Below are 21,424 nucleotides of genomic sequence, written 5' to 3'. Positions count from 1 at the left end.
GGGGACGTTTTATTTTTGCAAAAAAACACGGCGCACCAAATCGGTCCGCCGCAGGTGAGGCCGTTTTCTGGCATTGGCCGAAGTATCTTAGCCTTTGCAAAACTTATCGATATAATTATCGATGGCGCTCTGAATAACCTTAATCGCATCCGCAGGTCCCGCCACCTCATTTACCGCCGTTTCTTTTCCTTCTAACTCTTTATAAACGGTAAAGAAATGCCTCATCTCATCAAAAAGATGTTTGGGAAGCTCATCGATGTCCTTATACATATTGTACATGGGATCATTAAATGGAATAGCAATAATCTTTTCATCATACTTCCCGTTGTCGATCATTGAAATCACGCCGATAGGATAACATCTTACCATGCTTAGTGGAACAAGTGATTCGGAACAAAGCACCAAGACGTCCAGTGGGTCATTGTCGTCTCCATAAGTACGTGGGATAAAACCATAGTTCGCCGGATAGTGGGTGGAGGTGTACAGAATACGGTCCAAGATAATCAGTCCAGTCTCCTTGTCCAGCTCATATTTGTTTTTCCCGCCCTTTCCAATTTCAATTACAGCGATGAAATCAGTCTGGGTAATCCTTTTGGGGTTCATGGAATGCCAGATATTCATGACTTGTTTACCTCAATTCTCCTCATAATATTTCCATGTGGTGCAACAAGTCTACCATAATCCTGCAAAAAATACAATGAATGGTTTATAAACAATAATTTACAAAAAATTCATATCTACCATTTTCTTTTCGTTTCTATCACCTTTCCAACAATAGAAAGGTTTTCAATATCCTGCCCGATAAATATCTGTGTCTGATATTCTTGATTAAACGGCTGCAAAATCACTGCTCCGTCTTTTTTAATTACCTTCTTTAAGGTTCCTTCTTCCCCATTGACGATCACCACCGCCAGATCACCGCTTTCCACATCCGGCTGGCGGTGAACCAAAGCCAAGTCCCCGCTGCTGATCATCGGTTCCATGCTGTCCCCGTTGACAATAAGATAAAAATAGTCCTTGGGATTGCGCACCTGAGCTGATTCCATCCCATAGTCTTCCTCAAACGCCAGGGCGTTATATCCGGCTTTTACGGTTCCTAAGATAGGCAGCATCACTTCATCCCCCGGCTGCTGGCCGTCCGAAAGACAGGAGGAGTCGTGCCCAAGCAGACAATCCGTAGTGACACCAAACAATTCCGCAATTTTCGTAATTGTTTGGGGATCCGGGGTAGATCGTCCAGTCTCCCATTTTCCTACCGCCTGTTGGCTGATATGAAGCAAAGAGGCCAAAGCGCTTTGAGAAATTTTCCTTTGTTTGCGCAGGGTTTTTAGCTGCTGAGAAAACATAACTATCCCTCCTTCTTTTATAGAATACAACTTTTCGTTGTGTTAGTCAAGAAAAATATAAAAAAAGTTGTAATTTCTCTTGACAACAACTTTTCGTTGTATTATATTATAGTTAATGACAATTATTGGTTGTATTTCCAGTGACAACCATAAAACTCATAGAGGGCCTGCCTTTATTTCAGGCAGAAAGGATGGAATTATGAAAGCTATTACTACGATTAGAGGTATTTTTCAACTGTTGTCTTTTGTTTGTTTTCTCATTTTTATCGGATCCATTTCCGCTTGGGAAAACGCAACCATCAGTTTTATACAGATGATTGTCCAACTTTTCCTTTTCGGCGGTCTTACTTTTGTCACCGCAAAATTGGGAAAAAAGCGCAGAGTCCGCTCCGCTCACGCACCCCATTCTCATGTTGCCGCAAAAGCTGTTTAGTTTTTGCAGGCTATTAAATTGAAAACTGCAAAACAGGTCAGATTTTCCATTTAGGCTGTCTGCGTATGTCGTGATCTAACTGCACATACTATCCATGAGGTGATAAATTATGGATAAAAGCTCCCGCTCCTGTAAGGATCTCGGCTCTTTACTCAGCGCCAATGACACTGCGAAAGAATATTTTATGTCCCTGCCCGATTATGTCCAGGGCATGATCCAGCAGCGTTCCGATAACGTCCATACCGTGGAGCAGCTCCGCGGATATGCAGAAAACCTGCTGGCGGGCGATAAATAAAAACATGCGGTACGGGCTTCACCTGTACCGCATGTTTTTATTTTCTATTTTTTGTGTCGCTTTAATAGCTGTTTGTGCTGAAGATATTATCTAAGGAGAAAGAAAATACTGAAAAAGCAAAGCGCCGCGGATACTCCCGCGGCGCCTATTTTTAAAATAATAGGTGTTCTATTGCAAATTACCTGTTTGATTTTTGTGCTTCCAGATGTTTTCCCAATTTCTTTTCCATATAGGATTGTATGGCCCCCAAAACACTGCTGAAAATTAGGAACACCACGCCGACTTCTATGTAAATCCACAATGGCTCGAAGGTTTGCGCCACCGTCTGCTGACCGATCATAAACACCTCGCGCACGGTTAAAATCGCCGCCAGGGAGGTATCCTTTGTCAAACCGATAAAGGTGTTTCCTAAAGGCGGCACCGCGATTAGAGCCGCCTGGGGAACAATAACATTAGCCAGCGTCTGCCCTCTGGTCATTCCAAGCGCTTTAGTCGCTTCCCACTGCCCTTTATTAATGGAAGTGATGGCCGACCGGATGATCTCCGAATTGTAAGCGCCTTGGTTCATAGTAAGGCCGATCGTTGCCGAGGTAAAAGGGCCGAACATGATTCCTACCTTGGGCAGGCCATAGAACACCACAAACAGTAATACCAGCAAGGGGATTCCACGGATTGCCCAAACATAAAATCTGGCGATCAGCTGTAAAGGCTTAGCGGTAGAAAGCCTGCACAGCGCTACGATAAAGGCGAGAATGAGTCCCAAAATAAAGGAAACAATCGTCAGCGGAATGGTGGTCATCAATCCAGCCTTCATCAATGGCCAAAATGCATCCAGCATTATCTGGCCTATTCTTGCTACTTCTCCGCTCATTATCCGTCATCCTCCTCTAACCCATTTTTTTATTTCTGCACATGTTCCGCATAGAAAGGTACCGCGTCAGCTACTTCATTTCCAAAATATTTTACTGCCAACTCGTAGATTACGCCTTCGTCCAGCAGTTCCTGCAGCGCTCCATTCACATGATTGAGGAAGGACTGATCAGCAACACGTACCGCTGCGATTGTATCCAGCTCGGTTGGATCTTCCGGCTCATAGTACTGATTAATTTTTACAGCCATATCCGGTTTCGCATCCATATATCTTCTGATAGCGATCTCCGAGTTCACAGAGCAGTCAATGCGATGCGTTACCAGCATTTCCATCGCCTGATCCAAGTTACAGTCGGTCAGAGTAGCGCCATATTTCTTGGCGATCTTGCCGTAGCCGCCTGTCAGGGCGTTTCCGGAAAGTCTGCCTTCCAGATCTTCCCACTTAGTAATATCGCTGTCCTGCGCTGTTACCAGTACCGTATTCAAACGGCCGTAGGGGATGGTCTGCCCCAGTTTATCAAAGCCTTCCAGGTATGTTTTATTAAGTCCTACAAAGCAGATATCATACCGTCCCGCGTCCAAACCGGCCAGTACGCCGTCAAAGGATTTTGCTACGTTGAACTCCGGCTCCAGCCCCAGCTTCGCCGCTACCTGTTCCGCTACTTCTACCTCAAAGCCTTTTAACTTATCGTTATCTTCTATATCGTTGTACACAAAGGGTACCCAGTTGCCTTCGGTCCCCACTTTAAATTTTCCGCTTTCCTTTATGCGTGTCCAGGAACCGTCTTCATCTACTTCCTCGTCCGCCGGTGTGGCATCATCCGCCGGTGCAGCGTCCTCAGAGGGGGCCGTAGACGCCGGAGCGTCATTTGCCGGCTGATCTGTACCGCTACATGCTGCGAATGTGAGCACCATTACTGCCGCAAGGGCTAATGCTAGAATCTTTTTCATACTGTTACCTCCATTACATTTCTTTTTTCTCCTGTGTTTGTTTGAAGTTATACTTTTTCTGGGGGCAAAGGATACCCTTTTACCGCCAGTTCAAACCAGACATAATCGATTTTTTCTCCCGCTGCCGTAATGCTGCCATGAGGCGTTTTGATTGGGGTATGTGTCATATCCCCGCCCTTCAAATCTACTTTTACATCGCCTGCGGTATAGGTAAAAGTAGATCCCGGGAAGATATAGTACCACTGTTCCAGATCCGGATGGGTATGTTCCCCTACGAAGGAAGGTCCAACCCCTAAGTTCCAGCCCATGGAGCAACGGCCTAAGAAGCTGTGCTCTACCACATAATGGGATTTCAAGTTAGAACCTGCGTCTCCGGTGAAATCCTCCGTATATCTCCAACAATCCTTCAACAGTTTAAATTTAGGCAGTACCAGACGAACATAATTCAGAGAACGAAGATCGTCTTCATTGATTGCGCTATTGATATGCAGAAATTCCAGATCCGTATTGCCAGCATGAATGGTATACTCTTCCTGGTCAAAGAAAGGAATAAAAATCGCCCGATCGCTGATATCAAATATGTAGGAAGGATATTCAATAAATCCTCCTTGATTGATGAACAGGAACAACTGGAATTTCTCATCCCGCTTGGAAAGCGCCGGTTTCCAGCTTTCGCCCGCTTTCAGAGTGCATTTATAGATATCTACTCCAGGATATTCGTTGGGAAATACAATTTGATGGGCAAGCCCATTTACAAATTCCTGCTTAATATCTTCTTTTTTCAGAATTCTAATTTCAGACATGTGTTTACTCCCTTTCTATCCATCACTTAAATCATTCTGTTATTATTAAACATTTTCCAGCCGATAGCCTTTATCCGCCAATTCGAACCAGAAATAATCGATTTTTTCTCCGGCCGCCGACTCGCTGCCGTGGGAGGTGGCACACGGGGTATGAGAAACATCCCCTTCGCTCATCGGGATTTTTTCATCTCCAGCGATGTAGGTAAAGGTGCTGTCCTGAAGAACAAAATACCACTGTTGTAAGCCTTCATGAACATGCTGGCCGATAAAGGTGGGACCTTCGCCAACATTCCATCCCATAGAGCAGCGTCCGGTAAGGCGGTGTTCTAAGACAAAGTGAGATTTTACGGCAGAGCCGGCATCTCCAGTAAATCCTTCAGTATACTGCCAGCAATCTTTCAGGAGTTTGAATTTTGGCAGTTCAATACGCATAAACTTTAAGGCTTTTTCGTCTTCTTCATTGATTAGGCTGGTGATGTGATAAAATTCCAAATCGGTTTTTCCCGCTTTAATTCGAACCTTTTGTTTATCAAAAAACGGAGCGAATACGGCACGGTCAGTGATATTCCAAGCTTCATTTCCAGATACTACAAAACCGGAAGCATTAATAAATACAAAAAATTGGAACCGGTCGGCGCGGGAATATAGTTCGGGAACATATTCATTGCCTGCTTTTAGCACGCATTTATATGTTTTTACTGTCGGGCAAGCTCCCGGCAGCAAATCTGCACGGCCTAACGCCCCGTCCCATTCCAGTTTGATGTCTTTTGATTTTAAAATTTTGATGTTACCCATAATTAACTCCCTTTCCATTTTAAGTTAATTTTCATTGGCTATTTTAATCCTCCACAAACCTTTCCAAAACTCTTATATTGTTCTGATCGGCGCGGATGGGATTTTTAAAATAAGATGGCGCTAACAGTTCCTGTACAAAGTACCCGCTATAGTTATAAGCGTTAAAACATTCCAACTGCTGTTCCAAGGGATAGTTTCCATCCCCCCAGCCGTTATGGGTGGTAACACCTCTGTCGATATAATGGGTATGGACAATCTCATCCCCAAAAGTTTGGAACCATTGCTCGATGGTTTCTCCATTGCTCCCTACCGCGGCAGAGTCGATCATAATTTTAAGGTTTGGATGGTTTACCTGATCATAGAACCGTTTGATCTGATCTAATGTAATAACGATGTTTGTTTCATTGGGCTGCAGGGATTCCATCGCGAGGATAATCCCTTCCCTCTTTGCTGCCTCACATAATTGCACCACAGTTTCCAGCGCCCGTTGCCGGGAAACTTCCGGATTCTCATTCCAATAACCCCAGCCGGAATTGAGCACCATTATTTTTGCGCCTAATTCCGCGGCGGCCCTAACTCCATTGGTGTAATACTGCAAGCTTTTTTCCCAATACTCTTTTTTCTGGGAAGCGCATTGGTACTGCCACTGATAACTAGGGGACGCGGTAGAAACAATTTTTATCCCGTAGCTTTGGGCCTTTTTTTTAATCTCCCTGCAGTTGCTGTAACTGACACTATCCAACCAGAAATGAGGAGCGCCGCACCAAAGCTCAATATTTTTTATCCCAAGCTTTTCTTGCGCCGCCAAAAAGTAATCAAAAGAATACTTTTTATAATGTTGATTCATGACGGCAATTTGCTCCCATTTTATATTAGCCATCCGCTTCCCATCCTTTCGGACAGAATTTTAGCAGCCGCGTATAGTTGGTTTTATCCGCTTGTCTGGGGTTATCCCAATACCGCTCATCTAAGAAAGGCATTCCCAGCGCTCCGCTGTAACCTTTTTGCGCCAGGGCGTTCAAATACTGTCTTAAGGGATAAATTCCCTCTCCCCATATTCGCGGGGAAGCGTTTCTTCCGTCGGTAAAATGAATATGTACAATTTTTTCCCCAAGGACTGTAAACCATTGGTCGATCGTCTCTTTGGCCTGGCTAATCACATAAGTATCCAAAAGAGCCTTCAAATTCTCCTCCTGGACCTCCCTGATCATTTGAACCAGCTTCGGCAAAGTCCCAAGGATGGTCCCATCCTCTGAGCTTACAGTGCCTAGAGCGATCTGCACGCCCCGCCCCTGGGCATAGCGGCACAGTTCTTTCAGACTTTCCCGGCAGCTGTCCCACAATATCCCCGGTGCATAATCAAAACATCCCCCCACAAAATTTAAACAAAGGTAAGGCGCCTGTATTTCATGGGTCACATCTACACAGTTTTTATAATAGGACATAGAATTTTCTTTTTGACAGCCGCGCTCCGGCACACATAAGCTGTACCCATAAGGGCGCGGGGTATGCGCCGCGAAATCCATCCCCAGCTCCTTTGCCTGGGTAAGCAGGCCGGCGGGGGATTCATACCCTGTATGGTCAATCCACAGATGCGGGACAGCTCCCCAAAGCTCAAGCTTTTTAATTGAAAACTCTTTCTGCGTCTCTAGAAAATATTCAAAAGGATAATGGAAATAATGGGTGTTCATTGCCGCAAGCTGATCCCATAATATACGTGACATTCCTATTGCTATCCCTCTTCTCGACTGAACTATAGAACTTTGCTTAAGAAACTCTTTGTACGTTCTTTTTGAGGGTTGCTGAACAACTCGTTAGGGGTATTTTCTTCCAATACAATTCCTTCGTCGATAAACAGCACCCGGTCTGCTACCTCTCTGGCAAAGCCCATCTCATGGGTCACGATGATCATCGTCATCCCTTCCTCCGCCAGTTTTTTCATTACATCCAGTACTTCGCCTACCATTTCCGGGTCCAGCGCCGAGGTCGGTTCGTCAAATAACATTACGTCCGGTTTCATCGCCAACGCACGGACAATCGCTATTCTCTGCTGCTGTCCTCCCGAAAGCTGGCCTGGATAGTTGTCCTTTTTATCCTCCAGGTTTACAGTCTTTAACAGGTCCATCGCCAGCGCTTGGGCGTCCTCTTTGTTCATCTTTTTAACTTTTATCGGAGCAAGGGTAATATTTTCCAACACCGTTAGGTTAGGGAAAAGATTAAACTGCTGGAATACCATCCCCATGCGCTGCCGAGTTTTATTCATCTCCTCATTTTTCTGCTGGGTGATGTCCACCCCTTCAAAGATGATCTGGCCCCCGGTCGGCTCCTCCAGGCGGTTAATGCACCGGATAAAGGTGCTTTTTCCGGATCCGCTGGGTCCAATGACTACCACCACTTCCCCCTGCTCAATCTTGGTCTCCACACCTTTCAGGACATGGATCTTCCCAAAATTTTTAATTAGGCCACGGGTTTCTATCATACTCATGTACTCTCGCCTCCGCTCATTTTTAGGATGCCATACATTTTTGGATTGGTGAACCGTAAAATATATTTGTGATATATCAGATTACTCAAAGCATAACACGCTTCTATTTTCTTGTCAATCGCGATTTATAATTTTTTTAACAGCCCCGCAATATTTTGTTGATATTAATGAAACCGGTATCATTTTTCTGTACATTAATTCCATTCTATGATGATTGACGCTCTGTTTTAAACCTGCTATCATATATATCAAAAGACTGTAATTTTAAGCGGTTCATAGAGGATGTGTTATTTTATGAAAAAGGAAGGGCTGACGCGGCAGGCCTATAAAACAATCAAGAAAATGATTATTACCAATCAGCTTGCTCCTGGGCAGTTTGTTAACGAAGCCCAGATGCAGGAACACCTGGGGCTGGGCAGAACCCCCGTGCGGGAGGCCTTTTTAGCTTTGTCCAGAGATCAGTTGGTAACTATTCATCCGCGGAGAGGAATCGAGATCTCCCCGATCTCCCCCAAAAAGATTCATGATCTTTTTGAAATCCGCGCGATTATCGAGCCGGATATTCTTTATAAAACCATGGAGCAGTTGGATCCGGAGTGGCTGATTTCCATGCGCAGCGCTTTTTTGGCCACCACCAGTGATGACAGCGATATTCTTTCTACTCAGGAAGGAATTATGAATTGCGTGCAGTTGGACGATGAGTTCCATCAAAAGTTGGTGACCTCTTTAGGCAATAAGTATGCGGATTCTTTAATGGACAGCTTTTTTGATTATCTGATGATGATCCGTATCGCCGTCACCTCCAGCGCCCAGCGGTATAAAGAAAGTAATCTGGAGCACGTAGGAATTATTGACGCTATTTTACAAGGGGACCGCAAAGGCGCCTGCGAAAAATTAAAGGAACATATTGAAACCTCTTACACGGCTACTATCCAAAATTATGTAAATTCTAACCTATAAGATCTTTTTGCGGCGTGTGTATTTACAAATACACACGCCGTTTTTTTTATATATTTTTGTTATTTTTTCTTACTACGATTGACAAGATCAGCTTCGTGTGCTATGCTCAATTCACACTGATATATCAGTAATATATCAGTTGCATTTTTCTATCTTTTTTCTTGGAAGAGGTGACGCGCATGCCAAAATTTTCTATAGAGGGACTTTCCCGATCAACCGTCTGGGAAGCGGCAGGAATCCAGCTTCCCAAATTTGATATCCATCAGATGGTGCTCAACACCTGTAAAACGCCCCGCTGGATACATTTCGGCGCAGGCAATATTTTTCGTGGATTTATCGCCGCATTGCAGAATACCCTGTTGGAAGAAGGACTTGCAGATTGCGGCATTATCGCCTCCGATACCTTTGATTATGAAATTATTGACAAAATTTTTACCCCTTATGATAATTTAAGCCTTCTGGTAATTATGAACCCTGACGGCAGCTTGGAAAAGCGGGTAGTAGCCAGTGTAGCTAAAAGTATAAAGGGTGACAGCCAAAATCGCGAGGATTGGGCGCGTTTAATTGAAATTTTTCAAACCCCCTCCTTGCAAATGGCCAGCTTCACCATTACCGAAAAAGGCTATAGCCTGCGTTCTATCTCCGGTCAGCTTATACCGGTGGTATCCGACGATATTGCCAACGGTCCCGCCACTCCCCGCCATACTATGGCTGTCGTTGCCGCGTTAGCGCTGGCGCGCTATGAAGCCGGGTCCCACCCTATCGCCTTTGTAAGTATGGATAACTGTTCTCACAACGGTGAAAAGCTGCAAAATGCGGTGACCGAAATTGCCTGCGGCTGGAAGAAAAACGGTTTTGTCTCCCAAGGTTTTATAGATTATCTAAACGACCCGAAGAAAGTCTCCTTTCCTTGGTCTATGATCGATAAAATTACGCCCCGCCCGTCTCCGCTTGTCCAAAAAGAGCTGGAGAAATCCGGTATTTTAGGGATGGATATCGTCTGTACGGACAAAAATACCTTTATCGCACCTTTTGTCAATGCGGAGGCTCCCCAATATCTAGTAATCGAGGACAGTTTTCCCAACGGCAGAATGCCGCTGGAAAAAGCAGGCGTGTTGTTTGCCGACCGAAATACAGTGGAAAACACCGAACGAATGAAGGTAACTACCTGCCTTAATCCGCTGCACACCGCCTTGGCTGTATACGGGTGCCTGCTGGGCTATACTTCTATCGCCGCGGAGATGGATGATCCCCAGTTAAAAGCACTTGTGGAAAAAATCGGCTATACGGAAGGCATGCCGGTAGTGGTAGATCCTGGTATTTTAAACCCGGATAATTTTATTCACGAGGTAATCGACCGCCGTCTGCCAAATCCATTTATCCCGGATACGCCTCAGCGTATCGCAACGGATACTTCCCAAAAAATTCCTATCCGTTTTGGCGAAACGATAAAAGCATATGTACAGCGTCCCGATCTTAACGTCTCTGATCTTACCTATATCCCGCTGGCAATCGCAGGATGGTGCCGGTACCTGCTGGGTGTAGATGATGAAGGCGCTCCGATGCAGGTAAGTTCCGATCCTATGTTGGAACAGCTCTCTGGATATCTTAAAGAAGTATCTTTGGGTAATCCTTCTTCCGGACAGGGAGCATTAAAGCCTATTCTCAGCAACTCGGTGCTGTTTGGAAGCGATCTTTATACAATTGGACTTGGCGAAAAAATTGAGGACATGTTTACACAATTAATTGCCGGAAAACATGCCGTACGAGATACGTTAAAAAAATATTTGGACTAAGTGATGGGAGGATACTACTTTGATAATGACCTTTCGTTGGTATGGGCAATCATTTGATCCCATACCGCTGGAATTTATCCGGCAAATCCCGGGAGTTTCCGGCGCAGTTTGCACTTTAATGGATGTTCCCGTGGGGGAAGAATGGCCTCTGGAAAAAATAATGGCGATGAAAAAGCAGGTTAACGGCGCCGGACTTACTATGGAGGTAATTGAAAGCGTAAATATTCATGAAGATATTAAGCTAGGATTGCCCACTCGAGACGTTTATATAGAAAATTATATTAAAACGATCCGCAGCTTACATAAAGCGGGAGTTAAAGTTATCTGTTATAATTTTATGCCGGTATTTGATTGGACCCGTTCCGAATTGGCCATGCCTTTGGCCGATGGCTCCAATGTTATGGCCTACGACCAGAAAATTATTGAGAAGATAATCAATCCCCAGCAGATGGCGGACCAGCTTCAAAAGGATTTCGACGGTTTTGCCATGCCCGGATGGGAACCGGAACGACTGGCGCAATTGCAAATATTATTTGATCAATACAAAAACGTTACCCATGAAGATCTGCGGAAAAATTTGAAATATTTTCTTGAAAGAGTTATTCCAGTATGCGAAGAATGCGATGTTAAAATGGCCATTCATCCGGATGATCCCCCATGGGATTTGTTCGGACTTCCCAGGATTGTGAACAATAAAGAAAACTTAGAAAAAATCATGAATCTTGTGGACAGTGAATACAATGGAATCACCCTTTGTACCGGTTCTTTCGGTTCTGATCCCAACAATAATCTGCCGGATATTATCCGGTATTTTGGCGGAAAAAAACGTATTCATTTTGCACATATCCGAAATATTAAAATTGTTCATCCGGGAGAGTTTTATGAAACCTCTCATCTTTCCTGCGATGGCTCGTTTGATATGTATGAAATTATGAAAGCATTTTACGACATCGGATTTCAGGGATACGTCCGTCCGGATCACGGAAGAATGATTTGGGCGGAAAATGGCCGCCCGGGATATGGACTTTACGACCGAGCGCTGGGGATTACTTATTTGAACGGTCTTTGGGAAGCTTTGGTCAAAAATCACGCATAACCACTTATCTCCTAAATAGAATGTGCGAAAAAACGCTCTTTTGTTAAAGGGCGTTTTTTTGCGCAGGGAAGGATTGTTTTAACATTCCATTGTGTTATAATAGGTATATTACTATTGATTGATTTTGTCCTTTTGGGAAAGGAGACGCTATGCTGAATAAGGTTTTCAAATTTCTTTTTCATCGGATCGTCCTAGTGGCCTTATCTATGCTGATACAGATAGGGGCACTGGTCATCGTCATCTGGCGCTTCAACGAATATTTTGTTTATTTTTACGCTTTCTGTGTTTTGCTCAGCTTGTTGGCGGTTCTATGGATTATCAACAGCAAAAGCAATCCCAGTTATAAAATAGCATGGATCGTTCCTATTTTGCTGGTGCCGATTTTTGGCGGAATTTTCTTTTTGCTGTTCGGTAACAACCGTTTAAGCCGACGGGAAAGAAAGAAAATGGCCGGTATCCGCGAGCGGGTAAACTCTGCTTTGAGCGAAGAGTGGTCAATTGTCAACATCATCGCGGCAGAAGATCAAAACGCCGCTAACCAGGCCCGCTATATAGAAAAATATGCTGGGGCGCCGGTATTTTCCAATACATATACAGAATATCTGACTCCCGGCGAAATGAAATTTCAGCGGCTGAAAGAGGAACTGCGTAAGGCCCAGCATTATATTTTTCTGGAATATTTCATCATAGAAGAAGGAATTATGTGGGATGAAATCCTGGAAATTCTTGTGGAAAAGGTAAAAGAAGGCGTTGATGTCCGGGTGATCTATGACGATGCGGGCTGCCTTTTTACTCTCCCTTATCGTTATGATAGAAAGCTGGAATCCATGGGAATTAAATGCTGTGTATTTAATCCTTTTATTCCGGTGCTTTCCTTCCGTTTTAATAACCGCGATCATAGAAAAATCGTAGTAATCGACGGTTTCGTAGGCTTTACCGGCGGTATCAATCTGGCGGATGAGTATATTAATGCCTATGAAAAACATGGGCATTGGAAAGACGCTTCTATCATGCTTAAAGGGGCGGCTGTGTGGAACTTGACAGTCATGTTCCTTTCTGTTTGGGATTTTTTGCGTAAGGATAATACAGACAGCAACTACGACGCCTACCGTCCCCAGGTATATCATCCGGAACCATTTCCCGACGCTGGTTATACCCAGCCCTTCTGCGACAGCCCTATGGACGATGAGGCGGTAGGAGAAACGGTTTATCTCAACCTGATTAACAAAGCCAAACGGTATGTTTATATCAATACCCCTTACCTGATTATCGATAACGAGATGGTAACCGCTCTTACTTCTGCGGCCAAATCCGGTGTGGACGTACGTATTCTCACCCCGCATATTGCGGATAAATGGTATGTTCACGCAGTGACCAGGGCTTATTATGAAGTACTGGTGGAAAGCGGAGTGAAAATCTATGAATATACCCCTGGATTTGTCCATGCGAAAACCTTTGCGGTGGATGACGAATACGGGGTGGTGGGTACGATCAACCTGGATTACCGCAGTTTGTATCTTCATTATGAGTGCGCGGTTTGGATGTATCGTACAAGAAGCGTTTACCAGGTAAGAGACGACTTTTTGGAAACATTAAATGTCTGTGAGCAGATTACGTTGGAAAGCTGTCGGAACGTGCCTTGGTATGTGAAAGCGATACGGGCGATTTTAAGAGCGTTCGCGCCGTTGATGTAAAAAATGAAAAAAAGGAGCCACCGTACGATGGCTCCTTTTTTTATTCTAAAATCGTATTGACTTTCCATTTGCCGGATTTCATATAAATTATACATAGGATCAGGGATACCGCTGTAGCGGCAATTACAATCAAACCAATCGCAAACAGGGTTATCCCTGGGATTTTACTGACAATAAACACCAGCGGAATACGTATAGCCAGGGTTGCAAATACACTGTGGATCATGGGAAAAGAGGAATGTCCACATCCGTTGAAAAAAGAATTGTAGCAAAAAACAAAACTTACCAGCACACAGTCAAAACTATAAGACATTAAATACTGTGCACCCGCTTGGATAACCTGTGGATCGGTAGAAAATATCCGCAGGAACAGCGCCGCGTCAAATTGGCAGTAAATCCAAAAAGCCAAACCGAAAATGAGAGAACATCCCATCCCCAGATACATGCTTTTTTTAGCTCGCTGCGTCTGCCCTGCCCCCATATTTTGGGCGGTGATCACAGCGATGGCGGAAGAAAATGCTGACGCCGGCTGCATGGCAAAAATAATTACCTTTTCTACTACTCCCACCGCGGCGGAGGCGGTAACGCCCATCACATTGATAATAGCGGTAATCATCAGGAAAGAAACGTTTATCATACTGTCCTGCAGGGCCAGCGGAAGCCCAAGTTTAAATATTTTCTTCGCTTTCACAGCTTGGAGGCGTACATGACGCCAGGTGAATGGAAATGGGAAGCCTCGCTTTTTCAAGAAAAAAATTGCCAGCGTCATACTGATCGCCTGAGCGGCAATGGTTGCTATAGCGGCGCCGGCGGCGCCCATTTTCATCGGGCCGACCAAAAGAAGATCCCCAAATACATTGACTACGCAGGCAATCGCTACAAAAATAAAAGGAGACCGGCTGTCCCCCAGCCCTCGCATAATCCCGCTGACAGCGTTATAGCCCACGATAAATAAAATACCGCAGGAACAGATAAAAATATATTGGCAGGTGTATTGCTGCGCCTGCGGCGGCGTCTGCATAATAGCAGTGATTATATTGGTACAAAGGGCCATAAGTATAGTAAGGGACACTGCCATAATACCGAACACCCAGATAATCGTGCCTATTCCGTGGGCCACATCCTCCTCTTGCTGCGCGCCCAGATACTGTCCGATTAACACTGTACCCCCAGTAGTCAGCGCCACGGTAATCCCGGTGATGGTCTGCATTACCTGGCTTCCAATGGCCACGGCGGAAACGGCCGCCGAGGTGGAAAGCTGGCCTACGATGAGCAAATCTGCAGCGCCGTATAACGCCTGCAGCAGGTTTGCAAGCAAAAAGGGAAAAGCGAATTTTATCAGAGTAGAAAAAATATTTCCCGAAGTCAGAGACGCTTGTTTCATAATAAATTTTAGCCTCCATAGACAAAAAAAGGGATAAGAGACTAATAGCCATTAGCCTTCTTATCCAGCATATTTTTAAAATATACCCTCCGAATGCAAGGGATATTTTACTATATTTTATTTTCTTTGTCAATCGGCAGGATCGTTTATTCCTTTAATATATTAAGCGTTGATGTGTTAAAACATCTAAAAAGAACCTTTGATATTTTTTCGACCTAGGGAAGCTTTCTCATGTCAATTAGATAAAACCCATTGAACATATGCCCATTGCCGCCGCGTAGCATCAACTGTATTCTCATCAACAGAAGCTGCACATTCTTGATATAGATAGAAATCGCTAAGGCTGTCGAGTTCCTTAACGGCATACATTTTACACCCTGCTAAGCCTGTGTCATCTGCCGCATCTTCAGGCAAGTCGCCAAGATATTCATATCCGCCCGGCAATTCGTCAATTGGCATGTACGGTGCGACATATTGCCTGTCATATAAAGTAATTGTAGGAGCAATATCTCTTTTTACGTTGTTCTCCTGAGAAGAACATCCAAGCAATGCAATTACAAATATGAAGGTTAAGATCAGTAATATTGCCTTTTTCATCTAAGATTTCCTCCTTTTTAATTTTCTTTCCTTCAAAAAGCGGATAAGCGCACGGACTGTCTGTAAATCCTGATAATCCAAACGTTTTATCATCCAAGTCATCTGAGCCCGAAAATTATTGTCCGGCAGAGCTTTCTGCGAAGCAAACCCTGTTGACGCTCATTGCCATGAAGCAGCTGAATACCTGGTAATTGCATCTCACGCCAGGCAAGAAATATTCCAACTGAGAGGCGGGAAAGGAAGTTCCCTTCTGCCGCAGCGTCCACCAAATAAAAACAGCCGGTCAAGACCGGCTGTTTTTATTTGGAGCTAGTAGTCGGACTCGAACCGACGACCTGCGCATTACGAATGCGCTGCTCTACCAACTGAGCCATACTAGCATATGAAGTTTTAAGGGAAAGCCCCGCAAAATTACAAACTGCCGCCCTACTATCACAGACACTCCGGTTTATTTTTCGTTTTTGCCTTACATAGTATACCATTATGTTTAAAAAAGGTCAATATTATTGTTGACTAACCTGTCGCCAAAGGATAGAATAAATTCATAACTGATAAGGGGGCAAGGGCTATGCTATTGGCAATTGATATTGGAAATACCAATATGGAGTTCGGTGTATTTGATAAGGAAAAGCTGATTGGGTCATTTCGTCTCGGTACCAACCGGGAAATTACTTCTGATGAAGTCGGACTTTTTACCAGCCAATTTTTTTCTATCAATAATATTGACCGCCGGCAAATTGACGATATTATTATCGCTTCTGTTGTACCCCAGGTGATGTATTCTATTAACAACGCTATGAAAAAATATTTTTATAAAAAGAAGCCCTTGGTAATCGGGGATAATCTCTTTTTAAAGATTAAAAATTCCTATGACCACCCTGCCGAGGTGGGAACCGACCGTTTAGTAGCGGCAATTGGCGCTTATCATAAATATGGCGGTCCCTTGATCGTAGTGGATTTCGGCACCGCAACCACCTTCGATGCAATCGATCAAGAGGGTGCTTATCTGGGGGGAGCTATCTTCCCTGGGGTAAAAATCTCCATGGAAGCGCTGTTTCAAAAGGCGGCCAAACTTCCTCGGGTAGAACTGCTTAAACCGGAAAATATCATTGGAAAAAATACCATTAAAAGCCTTCAAGCAGGTGCCGTTTACGGTTATGTGGGAGCCGTTGGCAACATTGTAAATGAAATGAAACAGGAGCTGGGAGGAAGCGCTACTATTATCGCCACCGGCGGCTTAGCCAAGTTGATCGGTTCCCAGGCGGATTTATTCAGCCATATTGACCGGAGCCTTACATTGGACGGTCTGCGGATTATTTACGAAGATTACAAATCATAAAAAGGCCACCCCTTTTTAAGGGGCGGCCTTTTTATTTCGCATTCTTAGTCGATCAAGCGAGGTTTATTGGCAACCTTCGGTGTACCAACACGGAAGGTGTCTCCGCCGCTTCCGGGAACGAGGCAAGCTTGATTAGAAGCTAGATATCCCTGCAGAGACATGTAAATGGCAGTATCGGTAGAATCCCATCCATACGCCTGAGCAAGCAGCCGATGCATCTCCTTATAACCGCGTTCAATAGCAAGATCGCAGGTATCGCCGCAGGTATTCACATACCAAGCATCGGCAGTTTCTGTCACCGGCCAGTTGAGCTTGAAGTTTTTCAGCAGCCGTACGCGAACAATCGCTTCGCCTGCAATTTCGATACCGGTACCGATTACTTCTCCATCCGCCATAGTCGCGTGAATATCCCCCATAGCAAGCAGAGCGCCGGGTACCCGTACAGGAAGCCAAACAGTAGCGCCTTTTTTAATAAGACGGCTGTCCATGTTTCCGCCTCCTTCAAAAGCGGAACCAGTTGGGGTGGAGCCTTCGCTTGGAGCCGTTCCAATAACACCGATCATTGGATCGATAGGCCATTTGATATCTCTGAAATAAGCGTAATCGTCACGAATCTCAATCCGGCGGGTACGCAGCTCACAGACAGGCCACAGGGGACCTAAATTATCAATTGTGCACGCGACGCCATGATCCGCTACAGTAACATCCAAAATATCTACGGCTAACGCATCTCCAGGTTCTGCTCCATCTATGTACACAGGGCCGGTGGCTGGATTTGTTTTTTCCCAGTCAATATTGGAAAGCTGGTCTTCCGTCTGAATTTGACCGCCGTTGCAGTCTTCCATAATAAATTTAAGGATCTCACCAGATTTGGCATGAGCTACAGGCGCGCTGTCTTTCGAAAATACATAACTCCATTTTGAAATTTCTTGCATTACAACCACTCCTTCTATGTTATAAAATTTTTCCTTGCTGCTGCTATCCAATCAGCCGAGGTTTATCTGCAACCTTAGGAGTTCCCACACGGAATGTATTTCCTCCGTCCCCTGCCATCAAACAGGCTTGGTTCGCCTCCAAATATCCCTGTAGAGACATATAGATAGCCGTATCGGTCATATCCCAGCCATAGGCTTTTGCAATCAGCCGGTGTAATTCCTTGTAGCCACGTTCAATTGCAATGTCACAGGTATCCCCGCAGGTATTCACATACCAGGCGTCCTGGGTTTCAGTAACCGGCCAATGAAGCTCAACATTTTTCAACAGCCGTACACGAACAACCGCCTCTCCGGCAATCTCAATTCCAGTGCCAATATGCTCTCCATCCGCCATATTCGCATGCAGATCACCCATCGCTAAAAGCCCGCCCGGCACCCTTACAGGAAGCCAGACCGTAACCCCTTTGCGAATTTTCCTATTGTCCATATTGCCGCCGCCGTCGAAAATATGTCCGCTGGGGACATCCTCCCCATCCGGCGCGGTACCAATTACGCCGATCATCGGATCGATAGGAAAACGGACATCGTTAAAAAGAGCGTATCCGTCCTGGATTTCCACGCGGCGGGTGCGAAGCTCGCAGCTGGACCACAAGGGTCCTACATGTTCAATTGTACAAACTACTCCGTGATCCGCTACAGTGATATCCAGAATATCTACCGCCAAAACGTCGCCTGGCTCGGCCCCTTCCATATATACAGGGCCGGCTGCACCGTTACATTTGGAAAAGTCAAGATCCTTCAGAAGCTGATCATCCGTTTGAATAAGTCCTCCCAGCCCGTCTTCCATGATAAACTTAACTATTTCACCGGATTTGATATATTCCACCGGGGTTGCATTTTTAGAAAATTCGTAACTCCATTTGGAAATCTCTTTCATATTTCCTTGCTCCTTCAATTATATCATTCCGCGGGCATTTAGAAAATAAAGCCGCAGACCAGATACAACACCGCCGTGATCCCACCGAAAATCAGCGCATAAGGCACGCAGGTGGAAGCATGATGCGCGGGCTGAATACCACAGAACTGGCCGCTCATGGAAGTGTAGTCACAAACATAACACAGATGGCAGCCAAAGCATCCCGCGGAAATAACCGCCGCCGCGGTAAGATATACGTTGGCGCCGATACCCAATGCCAGCGGAATAACCACTGGGAAGGCGATCAGCATTAAGCTCCAGTTAAGACTCATAGCCGCCTCGCTGCAGCAGAAAATCAAAAAGAGCATTACTGGCAGCAGGGCAGGGTTCACCACATTCTGAGCGATAGAAACCAAATAGTCTACGAAACCAGTAGTTTCGAAAATACCTGCCAGAGCGTAGCTTGCTACAAAAAGGATATCCAGATACATAAATTCCTGGAACCCATCGATCAGGCAGCCTTCAATATCCTTTGTGCTGATAACACCGCGGATTAAGTAGTAGGCGCACACGCAGGGAAGTACTACTATCATGGTGGGAACCAGATCCCACTCAAAGTACATAGCCGCTACGATCATACCTGCCAACGGCAGGAAAAAGTCTATCAAATTTCCCTGTCTTTCGCCCCCTTCAGGTTCTGCACCCAAGTCCAGATATTTAGAAGGATCCGGACGTTTAATCGGCCCGATTTTTGGGATAATTCCCAAACAGAAAAGTAAGGTGCCGATCAGGGAGACCCAAGCGTAAAAGCTAAATGGAATCGTTTTGAAAAAAGCAACTGCGCCGCTTCCGCTGGCATCAGTCAGGCCGCCGGATTCAAACAGCCCCGCCATAAACGCCGTCCAGGAGGTCAATGGGAAAAGTACGCGCAGAGGCTCCGCCAGGGAGTGTACAATAAACGCACAGTCCTCACGGGGAACTTTCTTTTTATCATAAATCGGTGCCAGCATACTGCCGCCCACAGCAATGGTCATATAATCGTCAAAGAACATAGGCCATTGGAGCAGCCAGCTGAATACGCGCACCTGCTTATCGGTTTTGGCATATTTGGTGATAAGCTGCGCAAAAGAGTCCATAGAACCTGCACGGCGCAGCAATTTTGCAAATACGTTCATCAGTCCGCAGAGCAGGACGATCCATACAAAGTCTTCCAGCTCCATTGTGGAGAAGGTGGTCTCCGTCAGGCCGCCCAGGAAATCTTTGCCATAGAACAGGGCCACACCGATGGCGCATCCGAAAATAATGGTTTCCAAAATACGTTTGGAAAGCAGCGCATAGTAAAGCAGAAATACAACGATCAACCAGCCAGTAGCCGGATTTAACGCCTCGCCCCCAGGGGTGAGGAAGATACACAAAGCAATGATTGCAACGGCCACGCCATAGGTCATTATCTTATGTACTAGGCTGTCCTGATCTGTAATCACACTAAATTTATTAACCTTTGTTTCCATATTATCACTCACTTTCTAAATTACCCTTGCTGCGAAAATGAAAAAGAATATCTACACACCCCATATTTTCTCCCATTCCCGCACCATATAAAGCCGCATACCGGGATCATTATCCCAGTCAGGTAGTTTTTTCTAAAGTGCGCGTATATCCCTCCTAACTTTTCACCCCGAAATACCCTTTCTCCTTTCTTTTAAAGTCTCTCTTTCCTGTCCCGCATGGAAAAGATGAATTTTCTCTATTGTCCCCATCCGGTATTTTTCTCTGCCAATAGCTATGGATACCGCTCAAAAACAGAAAAACCATATAATGGAGGGCGGCATGTTGGATTGACAGCAGCACATGTCTGAATCAGAGAAGTTTTCTGAGGAAAGTTTGCACCCGTGGTTTTTGTTTTGTATCCATCCTATTATAAATAATTATAGACCTATTATAGCGCTATTTCAATAATTATTTTCTATTTTTTGTAAAATATTTGTATAAATTAATTAGATATCCTTTAAAGGGTCCTTCTTCCCTGTAATTTCCTAATAAAACAAAAAAGCGGTTGTGATACAACCGCTTTTAGCTGATTAAACTTTTAAGGCTGATCAGACCTTAATAATTAAAACTGATTTTTGGAGGAACCGCTTCTGTTCTTTCCTTGATCTTATTATATGGGATTGCTTATCATATTTCATCCCATTTCAGTAAAAAATTGATTACAATAAGGTTACGTGTGATTACTGAACGCTTACATAAATCTGAGATTTTGTGTTAAAGCTTCGCTTTTCTGTAAATACTAACTTATATAGTCTTCTATTAAGTTTACCAATTTGTCATAGGTTTCTACCCTTACACCGGTCTTTAACTGTTCCCGATCAAATTCAGGAAGAGTCTTCACATAAACGTCAAATACCATATCCGGTTCTACCAAATCGTCGGTAAACACCGCTAATTTCCCCTCATACTCGCGTAACAGATAGGGATAATGGGAGGTATCCTCAGACTCCGGTGGTTCAATGGATACTTCACTGGAGGAAAATTCCCCAGGTACCTGCTCCGGGATCACATAGGTAGCGCCGATCGTAATTAAAGAAACCAGGATAATGGATATTAAGGACAACAATACCGCGTTTCTCATAAGTTCACCCCATTTATTTCAAAAGTATCCGGTATTTGACTGCATTTGTTTACATCAGTTTTGACACTTTTAATATGTATTATACCAATTACTCAGC

Annotated in this window: 21 protein-coding genes and 1 tRNA gene; 6 read left to right on the top strand and 16 right to left on the bottom strand. The window is 44.7% G+C overall.

Translation table 11 applies throughout. The features are described 5' to 3' along the window. Nucleotides 1-87 precede the first annotated feature (87 nt). Both H8705_RS03510 and H8705_RS03505 read right to left on the bottom strand, forming a co-directional pair. On the bottom strand, nucleotides 88-621 hold the full coding sequence (locus H8705_RS03510; RefSeq protein WP_262394469.1) for an inorganic diphosphatase: 534 nt from the start codon (nucleotides 619-621) through the stop codon (nucleotides 88-90). A gap of 116 nt (nucleotides 622-737) precedes the next feature. Then, nucleotides 738-1,346 (bottom strand): LexA family protein, encoded by a 609-nt coding sequence (locus H8705_RS03505; RefSeq protein ID WP_262394468.1) that lies wholly within the window; start codon nucleotides 1,344-1,346, stop codon nucleotides 738-740. 542 nt (nucleotides 1,347-1,888) lie between these two features. Here H8705_RS03505 and H8705_RS03500 point away from each other — a divergent pair. Continuing rightward, nucleotides 1,889-2,074 carry a hypothetical protein gene (locus H8705_RS03500; RefSeq protein ID WP_262394467.1) on the top strand — a complete coding sequence of 62 codons (186 nt, stop codon included), beginning with the start codon at nucleotides 1,889-1,891 and terminating at the stop codon, nucleotides 2,072-2,074. A 178-nt stretch (nucleotides 2,075-2,252) separates the two neighbouring features. Here the strand turns inward: H8705_RS03500 and H8705_RS03495 are convergent, their stop codons facing one another. From H8705_RS03495 to H8705_RS03465, 7 genes are read right to left on the bottom strand one after another with little or no spacing between them, the layout of a single operon-like run. After that, complete coding sequence (locus tag H8705_RS03495; protein WP_262394466.1) at nucleotides 2,253-2,945, bottom strand: amino acid ABC transporter permease; 693 nt, start codon at nucleotides 2,943-2,945, stop codon at nucleotides 2,253-2,255. A 29-nt stretch (nucleotides 2,946-2,974) separates the two neighbouring features. Beyond that, nucleotides 2,975-3,895 carry a transporter substrate-binding domain-containing protein gene (locus tag H8705_RS03490; RefSeq protein ID WP_262394465.1) on the bottom strand — a complete coding sequence of 307 codons (921 nt, stop codon included), beginning with the start codon at nucleotides 3,893-3,895 and terminating at the stop codon, nucleotides 2,975-2,977. 47 nt (nucleotides 3,896-3,942) lie between these two features. Further along, nucleotides 3,943-4,698, bottom strand: a complete 756-nt coding sequence (locus H8705_RS03485; protein WP_262394464.1) for a cupin domain-containing protein — start codon at nucleotides 4,696-4,698, stop codon at nucleotides 3,943-3,945. A 45-nt stretch (nucleotides 4,699-4,743) separates the two neighbouring features. Next, complete coding sequence (locus H8705_RS03480) at nucleotides 4,744-5,493, bottom strand: cupin domain-containing protein (protein ID WP_262394463.1); 750 nt, start codon at nucleotides 5,491-5,493, stop codon at nucleotides 4,744-4,746. A gap of 43 nt (nucleotides 5,494-5,536) precedes the next feature. Next, nucleotides 5,537-6,373: a sugar phosphate isomerase/epimerase family protein gene (locus H8705_RS03475; protein ID WP_262394462.1), complete on the bottom strand. Its 837-nt coding sequence runs from the start codon at nucleotides 6,371-6,373 to the stop codon at nucleotides 5,537-5,539. Further along, nucleotides 6,366-7,217: a sugar phosphate isomerase/epimerase family protein gene (locus tag H8705_RS03470; RefSeq protein WP_262394461.1), complete on the bottom strand. Its 852-nt coding sequence runs from the start codon at nucleotides 7,215-7,217 to the stop codon at nucleotides 6,366-6,368. Before H8705_RS03470 ends, H8705_RS03475 begins: the two co-directional genes overlap by 8 nt. A gap of 29 nt (nucleotides 7,218-7,246) precedes the next feature. Further along, a complete protein-coding gene (locus tag H8705_RS03465; RefSeq protein WP_262394600.1) occupies nucleotides 7,247-7,972 on the bottom strand; it encodes an amino acid ABC transporter ATP-binding protein in 726 nt (241 codons plus the stop codon). 300 nt (nucleotides 7,973-8,272) lie between these two features. Between H8705_RS03465 and H8705_RS03460 the strand changes: the two genes are divergently transcribed. From H8705_RS03460 to cls, 4 genes are all read left to right on the top strand, one after another. Beyond that, on the top strand, nucleotides 8,273-8,938 hold the full coding sequence (locus H8705_RS03460; RefSeq protein WP_262394460.1) for a GntR family transcriptional regulator: 666 nt from the start codon (nucleotides 8,273-8,275) through the stop codon (nucleotides 8,936-8,938). A gap of 179 nt (nucleotides 8,939-9,117) precedes the next feature. Further along, a complete protein-coding gene (locus H8705_RS03455; RefSeq protein ID WP_262394459.1) occupies nucleotides 9,118-10,734 on the top strand; it encodes a mannitol dehydrogenase family protein in 1,617 nt (538 codons plus the stop codon). Between the two features lie 19 nt (nucleotides 10,735-10,753). After that, nucleotides 10,754-11,830 (top strand): mannonate dehydratase, encoded by a 1,077-nt coding sequence (uxuA, locus tag H8705_RS03450; protein ID WP_262394458.1) that lies wholly within the window; start codon nucleotides 10,754-10,756, stop codon nucleotides 11,828-11,830. 149 nt (nucleotides 11,831-11,979) lie between these two features. Next, the gene (cls, locus tag H8705_RS03445) at nucleotides 11,980-13,524 is read left to right on the top strand and encodes a cardiolipin synthase (RefSeq protein WP_392392064.1); all 1,545 of its coding nucleotides are present in this window, start codon (nucleotides 11,980-11,982) and stop codon (nucleotides 13,522-13,524) included. Nucleotides 13,525-13,564: 40 nt separating this feature from the next. On the opposite strand, the gene H8705_RS03440 is transcribed toward cls, so the two are convergent. The 3 genes from H8705_RS03440 to H8705_RS03430 form a co-directional block, all read right to left on the bottom strand. Then, nucleotides 13,565-14,908 carry an MATE family efflux transporter gene (locus H8705_RS03440; RefSeq protein ID WP_262394457.1) on the bottom strand — a complete coding sequence of 448 codons (1,344 nt, stop codon included), beginning with the start codon at nucleotides 14,906-14,908 and terminating at the stop codon, nucleotides 13,565-13,567. Nucleotides 14,909-15,142: 234 nt separating this feature from the next. Next, nucleotides 15,143-15,505 carry a hypothetical protein gene (locus H8705_RS03435; protein ID WP_262394456.1) on the bottom strand — a complete coding sequence of 121 codons (363 nt, stop codon included), beginning with the start codon at nucleotides 15,503-15,505 and terminating at the stop codon, nucleotides 15,143-15,145. 304 nt (nucleotides 15,506-15,809) lie between these two features. After that, nucleotides 15,810-15,885, bottom strand: a tRNA-Thr gene (locus H8705_RS03430). 188 nt (nucleotides 15,886-16,073) lie between these two features. Between H8705_RS03430 and H8705_RS03425 the strand changes: the two genes are divergently transcribed. Further along, on the top strand, nucleotides 16,074-16,844 hold the full coding sequence (locus tag H8705_RS03425) for a type III pantothenate kinase (protein WP_262394455.1): 771 nt from the start codon (nucleotides 16,074-16,076) through the stop codon (nucleotides 16,842-16,844). A gap of 44 nt (nucleotides 16,845-16,888) precedes the next feature. On the opposite strand, the gene H8705_RS03420 is transcribed toward H8705_RS03425, so the two are convergent. From H8705_RS03420 to H8705_RS03405, 4 genes are all read right to left on the bottom strand, one after another. Then, nucleotides 16,889-17,779, bottom strand: coding sequence for an acetamidase/formamidase family protein (locus H8705_RS03420; protein ID WP_262394454.1), 891 nt, complete (start codon nucleotides 17,777-17,779; stop codon nucleotides 16,889-16,891). 43 nt (nucleotides 17,780-17,822) lie between these two features. Further along, nucleotides 17,823-18,716: an acetamidase/formamidase family protein gene (locus H8705_RS03415; protein WP_262394453.1), complete on the bottom strand. Its 894-nt coding sequence runs from the start codon at nucleotides 18,714-18,716 to the stop codon at nucleotides 17,823-17,825. Nucleotides 18,717-18,754: 38 nt separating this feature from the next. Further along, nucleotides 18,755-20,218 (bottom strand): Na+/H+ antiporter NhaC family protein, encoded by a 1,464-nt coding sequence (locus H8705_RS03410; RefSeq protein ID WP_262394452.1) that lies wholly within the window; start codon nucleotides 20,216-20,218, stop codon nucleotides 18,755-18,757. 767 nt (nucleotides 20,219-20,985) lie between these two features. Continuing rightward, nucleotides 20,986-21,327 (bottom strand): hypothetical protein, encoded by a 342-nt coding sequence (locus H8705_RS03405; protein WP_262394451.1) that lies wholly within the window; start codon nucleotides 21,325-21,327, stop codon nucleotides 20,986-20,988. Nucleotides 21,328-21,424: the final 97 nt, after the last annotated feature.

The sequence above is a fragment of the Youxingia wuxianensis genome, assembly GCF_014385085.1.
Classification (GTDB): Bacteria; Bacillota; Clostridia; order Oscillospirales; family Ruminococcaceae; genus Youxingia; species Youxingia wuxianensis.
Note: the sequence above shows the minus strand (reverse complement) of the source record. Positions and strands in the feature narration are given on the sequence as shown.

Bases quoted from the DNA above. Each gene is read 5' to 3' on its own strand.
- H8705_RS03510 (WP_262394469.1), bottom strand. From the start codon at position 621: ATGAATATCTGGCATTCCATGAACCCCAAAAGGATTACCCAGACTGAT.
- H8705_RS03505 (WP_262394468.1), bottom strand. From the start codon at position 1,346: ATGTTTTCTCAGCAGCTAAAAACCCTGCGCAAACAAAGGAAAATTTCT.
- H8705_RS03500 (WP_262394467.1), top strand. From the start codon at position 1,889: ATGGATAAAAGCTCCCGCTCCTGTAAGGATCTCGGCTCTTTACTCAGC.
- H8705_RS03495 (WP_262394466.1), bottom strand. From the start codon at position 2,945: ATGAGCGGAGAAGTAGCAAGAATAGGCCAGATAATGCTGGATGCATTT.
- H8705_RS03490 (WP_262394465.1), bottom strand. From the start codon at position 3,895: ATGAAAAAGATTCTAGCATTAGCCCTTGCGGCAGTAATGGTGCTCACA.
- H8705_RS03485 (WP_262394464.1), bottom strand. From the start codon at position 4,698: ATGTCTGAAATTAGAATTCTGAAAAAAGAAGATATTAAGCAGGAATTT.
- H8705_RS03480 (WP_262394463.1), bottom strand. From the start codon at position 5,493: ATGGGTAACATCAAAATTTTAAAATCAAAAGACATCAAACTGGAATGG.
- H8705_RS03475 (WP_262394462.1), bottom strand. From the start codon at position 6,373: ATGGCTAATATAAAATGGGAGCAAATTGCCGTCATGAATCAACATTAT.
- H8705_RS03470 (WP_262394461.1), bottom strand. From the start codon at position 7,217: ATGTCACGTATATTATGGGATCAGCTTGCGGCAATGAACACCCATTAT.
- H8705_RS03465 (WP_262394600.1), bottom strand. From the start codon at position 7,972: ATGATAGAAACCCGTGGCCTAATTAAAAATTTTGGGAAGATCCATGTC.
- H8705_RS03460 (WP_262394460.1), top strand. From the start codon at position 8,273: ATGAAAAAGGAAGGGCTGACGCGGCAGGCCTATAAAACAATCAAGAAA.
- H8705_RS03455 (WP_262394459.1), top strand. From the start codon at position 9,118: ATGCCAAAATTTTCTATAGAGGGACTTTCCCGATCAACCGTCTGGGAA.
- cls (WP_392392064.1), top strand. From the start codon at position 11,980: ATGCTGAATAAGGTTTTCAAATTTCTTTTTCATCGGATCGTCCTAGTG.
- H8705_RS03440 (WP_262394457.1), bottom strand. From the start codon at position 14,908: ATGAAACAAGCGTCTCTGACTTCGGGAAATATTTTTTCTACTCTGATA.
- H8705_RS03435 (WP_262394456.1), bottom strand. From the start codon at position 15,505: ATGAAAAAGGCAATATTACTGATCTTAACCTTCATATTTGTAATTGCA.
- H8705_RS03425 (WP_262394455.1), top strand. From the start codon at position 16,074: ATGCTATTGGCAATTGATATTGGAAATACCAATATGGAGTTCGGTGTA.
- H8705_RS03420 (WP_262394454.1), bottom strand. From the start codon at position 17,779: ATGCAAGAAATTTCAAAATGGAGTTATGTATTTTCGAAAGACAGCGCG.
- H8705_RS03415 (WP_262394453.1), bottom strand. From the start codon at position 18,716: ATGAAAGAGATTTCCAAATGGAGTTACGAATTTTCTAAAAATGCAACC.
- H8705_RS03405 (WP_262394451.1), bottom strand. From the start codon at position 21,327: ATGAGAAACGCGGTATTGTTGTCCTTAATATCCATTATCCTGGTTTCT.